At 74.3% G+C, this 5,128-nt stretch carries 4 protein-coding genes; 3 read left to right on the top strand and 1 reads right to left on the bottom strand.

Annotated elements, in window-relative coordinates:
* Positions 1 to 89 precede the first annotated feature (89 nt).
* From FNQ90_RS12145 to FNQ90_RS12135, 3 genes are all read left to right on the top strand, one after another.
* Positions 90 to 2,084 (top strand): ATP-binding SpoIIE family protein phosphatase, encoded by a 1,995-nt coding sequence (locus FNQ90_RS12145; protein ID WP_323379908.1) that lies wholly within the window; start codon positions 90 to 92, stop codon positions 2,082 to 2,084.
* A gap of 110 nt (positions 2,085 to 2,194) precedes the next feature.
* Complete coding sequence (locus tag FNQ90_RS12140) at positions 2,195 to 2,860, top strand: DUF1707 SHOCT-like domain-containing protein (protein WP_323379907.1); 666 nt, start codon at positions 2,195 to 2,197, stop codon at positions 2,858 to 2,860.
* 302 nt (positions 2,861 to 3,162) lie between these two features.
* A complete protein-coding gene (locus FNQ90_RS12135; RefSeq protein WP_182606389.1) occupies positions 3,163 to 3,513 on the top strand; it encodes a WhiB family transcriptional regulator in 351 nt (116 codons plus the stop codon).
* A gap of 316 nt (positions 3,514 to 3,829) precedes the next feature.
* Here the strand turns inward: FNQ90_RS12135 and glpX are convergent, their stop codons facing one another.
* Positions 3,830 to 4,861: a class II fructose-bisphosphatase gene (gene glpX / locus FNQ90_RS12130; protein WP_143618404.1), complete on the bottom strand. Its 1,032-nt coding sequence runs from the start codon at positions 4,859 to 4,861 to the stop codon at positions 3,830 to 3,832.
* Positions 4,862 to 5,128 lie beyond the last annotated feature (267 nt).

Raw genomic sequence — 5,128 nt, 5'->3', positions numbered from 1 at the left:
AGAGGACGGATACCAGACAGACTCAGACGTACATAAGAGACAGCCCGTTCAGCACGCCAGACCCCACCCGGACGGATGGACACCCACTCGTGACGGATCCGACCTCCTCGCAGCCCACCGGACAACGGACACCCCCGTCCGCGCCCGCCGACACCGCGCCCCTCCCGCACACCCGGCTGCTGGCGGAGCCGGGCGAGGAGACGGGCCCGCGCCTCGACGACGCGGGTTCGGCGGCCGCCAACGGCGACCACGTCGGGCCCGCGACGGGACACGGCGGCACGGTGCGGTACGGCGTCGGCACCGGCTCGCTCTCCCACGCCGACCGTCTGCGCTTCATCGGTTCCGCCACCCGCCGCATCGCCCGCGGCAACGACCTGGACGAGATCGTCCTCGGCCTGTGCCGGGCGACCGTCCAGACCTTCGCCGACGCCATCCTGGTCTACCTCCAGGACCCCCTGCCGGTCGGTGACGAGGCGCCCCCCGATCGGGTGGTGCTGCGGCTGCGCCGCATCGACCGACTCCCCGAGGGCGTGGTGCGCATCCGGGAGGAGAGCGGTGGGGTGGTCGAGGAGCCCGTGCTGTCCTCCTGGAGCGGTGCCAACCCCCGCCTGGAACTCGATCCCACCGGCCCCCTGGGCGAGGTGCTGCGGGCGGTGCGCCCGGTCTTCGCCGAGTCGCCCACCGCCCGCGCCGCGCTCCGCGAACTCACCGGCAACATCGGTCTGCCCGAGGGCGACCACGCCCTCATCGCGCCCCTGCGCGGCCGGCGCCGGGTCATCGGTGTGACCGTGCTGCTGCGCGGCGCCCACCGGGACGCCTTCGAGCACGACGACCTCCAGGTGGCCCAGCAGCTGGCCACTCACGCCGCCCTGGGCGTGGACAAGGCGGTGCTGTACGGGCGGGAGGCGTCCATCGCGGACGAGTTGCAGCGCACCATGCTGCCGGACACCCTGCCCCCCTCGCCCGGGGTGAAACTGACCCGCCGTTACGCCGCCGCCGCGCAGTCCGCCCGGGTGGGCGGCGACTGGTACGACGCGATCCCGCTGCCGCGCAGCCGGGTGGCCCTGGTGGTCGGCGACGTGATGGGCCACTCGACGACCTCCGCCGCGATCATGGGCCAGCTGCGCACGACCGTGCAGACCCTGGCCGGGCTCGACCTGCCCCCGCAGGAGGTTCTGCACCACCTGGAGGACCAGGCCCAGCGCCTGGGCAGCGACCGCATGGCCACCTGCCTCTACGCGGTCTACGACCCGGTGGAGCGCACCATCACCGCCGCCAACGCCGGCCACCCGCCGCCGGTGCTGCTGCTGCCCGACGGCACCACCGAGTTGATCGACCTCCCGCCCAACGCGCCCATCGGGGTCGGCGGGGTGGACTTCGAGTCGGTGGAGGACATCCCGGCCCCGCCCGGATCCACGCTCGTGCTCTACACCGACGGCCTGGTGGAGTCCCGCACCCGCGACGTCATGGAGGGCGTGGCGTTCCTGCGGGAGAAGCTCACCGAGATCGCCCGGATGACCCGGCCCGGCGCCGCCGCGCCGCTGGAGCCGATGTGCGACGAGATCCTGGACATCGTCGGGCCCGGCGACCGGGACGACGACATCGCGCTCCTGGTGGTCCGTCTGGAGGGCATCGACCAGGAGAACGTCGCCGCCCTGCGGATGCCGCCGGCTCCGGAGTCGGTGCGCGACGCCCGCCGTCTGGTCCGGGAGAGCCTGCGCCGCTGGAAACTGGAGGACCTCCTCGACTCCGCCGAACTCCTGGTCAGCGAAGTCGTGACGAATGCCGTTCGGTATGCCGAACGTCCCGTGACCCTGAGGCTGTTGCGCTCCGGTTCGCTGCGCTGCGAGGTCGGGGACGACGTGCCGTTGCTCCCGCGTCCCCGCCGCGCCGGGCCCGACGAGGAGGGCGGACGGGGACTGTTCCTGGTCGAGGAGCTGGCCCGCACCTGGGGCGCCACCCGACTGGGCACCGGCAAGCTGGTCTGGTTCGAGATGGACCTCCCGCCCGGGGCGACGGTGCCCGCCGTCGAGGGCGTCGAGGCCGCTTCCGCGCCGGGGACGGGAGCCGGGACGGAGGACTGAACCGCGGGCCCGGGGGCCGGCCCGCCCCTCTCGCGGGAAACCGGGGAGGGCGCACCGCTTCCGGGCGCCGCGGAATGGTTGCGATGTATCGCGTTCGCTATCCTGGGAGGGTGACAGAACAGCGCTCCGGCGAGGAGGGGGACCGCCGCCCCGCTCCCGCCGAGACCCCGGCGACGGCTCCCGCGATGCGTGCCTCCGACGCCGACCGCGATCGGGTGGCGGAAATCCTCAGGGAAGCCCTCGCCGAGGGACGCCTGGACGCCGAGGAGCACGCCGAGCGCATCGACGCGGTCTACCGGGCCCGTACCCGGGCCGAACTCGAGCCCCTGGTGCGCGACCTGCCGGTCGGGCAGCCCTTCGGCACGCCTCCCCCGGCCCCCGCGGGCGCCACTCCCTCCGGGGCGACGCGCAACGTGGTCGCCGTGCTCGGCGGCGCCGAGCGGCGGGGGCGATGGCGGGTGAGCGGCCGGGTCAACGTCGTGGCCTTCCTCGGCGGGGTGGAGCTCGACCTGACGCAGGCCTTCTTCGACCAGCGGGTGGTGACCCTCAACGTCACCGCCGTGCTCGGCGGCGTGGAGATCAAGGTTCCGGGGAACGTCACCGTGCGGGGCTCCGGCACCGGCATCCTGGGCGGTTTCTCGATGGGGGGACACGAGTCCTCCGACCCCAACGCCCCGGTCCTGGTCATCCAGGGACTGGCTCTGCTCGGCGGCGTGGAGGTGAAACGGGTCTCCGGTGAGCAGGTGCACGACCTGCGCGCCCCCGACCGCGACTGACGTCCCGGTCCCGCGCCGGTCCCGCGCCGGGGCGGGTGACCGACGCGGCGCCGCGCGGGCGGGAGCCCTCGGCGAGCGGAGGGCGGGGCCTCCCCGGGGACCGCGCCCACCGGGCGTCCGACCCCCTCGCGATCCGGCGGTTTGGCTCTCCGTGCATAAGCGTGCGCGCAGCGGGTAGGGCAGAGAGACCGTCACCCGTATGGCCGCACCCCGGCCGGCGGGGGCCAGGGCCGGCCGCCGTCGCACGGGTGGTGATCCGTCATCGCGAGAGCGACCCCGGTAGCCGTCGTCAGGAGTTGACCGTGCTGCATCCGCCGCCCGAGTCGTGGTCCCCCGCTGCCCCGGCGCAGCATGCCCGGAAGGAGCCCGCGGGGCCCTGGCACTCGGAGGCCGCCTGTCGGCGGGACGAGGCGGGACTCTTCTTCGCCCCCTCCCGGGAGCCCACCGCCCATCGTCTCTCCCGCGAACAGGCCGCCAAGGCGGTGTGCGCCCGCTGTCCCGTGCTGCTGGAGTGCCGCGAGCACGCCCTGGACCAGCCGGAGCCCTACGGGGTGTGGGGGGGCCTGACCGCCGCCGAGCGTCGGGTGATGCTCGGCCGCCGTCGTCGTCGGGACGCGGCCGAGGCCCCGCCCTCCATGGGGCGCATCGCCTGACCCCGGGGCGGGGCGGCGGGGGCCTCCCCGCTGTCCGACCCTCCCGGGCGTCCGGCCCGGCACACTTCTCCCCGTCTGCGTCGTCTGCGTCGTCTGCGTCGTCTGCGTCGTCGGGTTCTCGCGTCGTTCCGGTGTCGGGGTCCCGCGGGCCCCGGAATCCCCCTGAGCGGACGCCCCGCCGTTCGGCGTCCGTGCCCGCCGTCCGTGCCCGGCGACCACGCCCCGGGACGCCCCGGGACGCCCCGGGACGCACCGGCCCCCGCACGGGTCCGGAGCGTCCCGGCGTTCGCGGCCCGGGTCGTCGCCGCCGGTCGACTCAGCGCGCCCGTTCGAAGTCGACCGCGCTGTAGGCGCGCAGCTTCGACAGCCGGTGCGTGGAGTCGATCTGCCGGATCGTCCCCGACTTGGAGCGCATGACCAGGGACTGCGTGGTGGCGGTCTCCGCGCGGTACCGCACCCCGCGCAGGAGTTCGCCGTCGGTGATGCCGGTGGCCACGAAGAAGACGTTGTCGCCGCGGACCAGGTCCTCGGTGAGCAGGACCCGGTCGGGGTCGTGGCCGGCGTCCAGCGCCCGCCGTCGCTCGTCCTCGTCACGAGGCCACAGCCGGCCCTGGATGGTGCCGCCCAGGCACTTCATGGCGCAGGCGGCGATGATGCCCTCGGGGGTGCCGCCGATGCCCAGCATCAGGTCCACACCGGTGTTCTCCCGGGCGGCCATGACCGCGCCCGCGACGTCCCCGTCGGCGATCAGCCTGATCCGGGCGCCGGCCTCCCGCACCTCCTTGACCAGGTTCTCGTGGCGGGGGCGGTCCAGCACGACCACGGTCACGTCCTCGGGGGCGCATCCCTTGGCCTTGGCCACCCGCCGGATGTTCGTCGCCACGGGGGCGTTGATGTCGACGAACTCGGCCGCCTCCGGGCCGGCGGCCAGCTTCTCCATGTAGAAGACGGCGCTGGGGTCGAACATCGCCCCCCGGTCGGCCACCGCGAGCACCGAGACGGCGTTGCCCATGCCCTTGGCGGTGAGGGTGGTGCCCTCGACGGGGTCCACGGCGACATCGCACTCGGCGCCGGTGCCGTCGCCGACCCGCTCGCCGTTGTAGAGCATCGGGGCCTCGTCCTTCTCGCCCTCGCCGATGACGACCACGCCGTTCATCGAGACGGTGGAGACGAGGGTGCGCATGGCGCGGACGGCGGCGCCGTCGGCGCCGTTCTTGTCGCCCCGGCCGACCCAACGGCCGGAGGCCATGGCCCCGGCTTCGGTGACCCGCACCAGTTCCAGGGCGAGGTTGCGGTCCGGGGCCTCGGGACTGACCTCCAGTGGAGGCGGGAGGTGATGATCGGACATGACGCACCTTTCTGCGCGTCTGCGCGGCCCGGGGCCGCGGAGGGCTGAGGGTTCCCTCGACTCTATCCGCCTCTCGTACACCTGAGCATCATGTACCTCCGATGAGCGAAGGGCGGCGGTCGCGAATCGGGTCGGGAGGGGTACCGTCCGGTTCCCGATCGGCATGGGGGACCATGGAGGGGTGAGCGGGAACGGAGACCGGAGCGGAATCGAGACCACGGCGGCCGGGGTCGGCACGGGAACCGGGGCGGCGGGGGCGACCCCGAC

Source organism: Streptomyces alkaliphilus (assembly GCF_014141535.1).
In the GTDB taxonomy this organism is placed as follows: domain Bacteria; phylum Actinomycetota; class Actinomycetes; order Streptomycetales; family Streptomycetaceae; genus Streptomyces; species Streptomyces alkaliphilus.
This window is presented reverse-complemented; position numbering and strand designations above follow the sequence as displayed.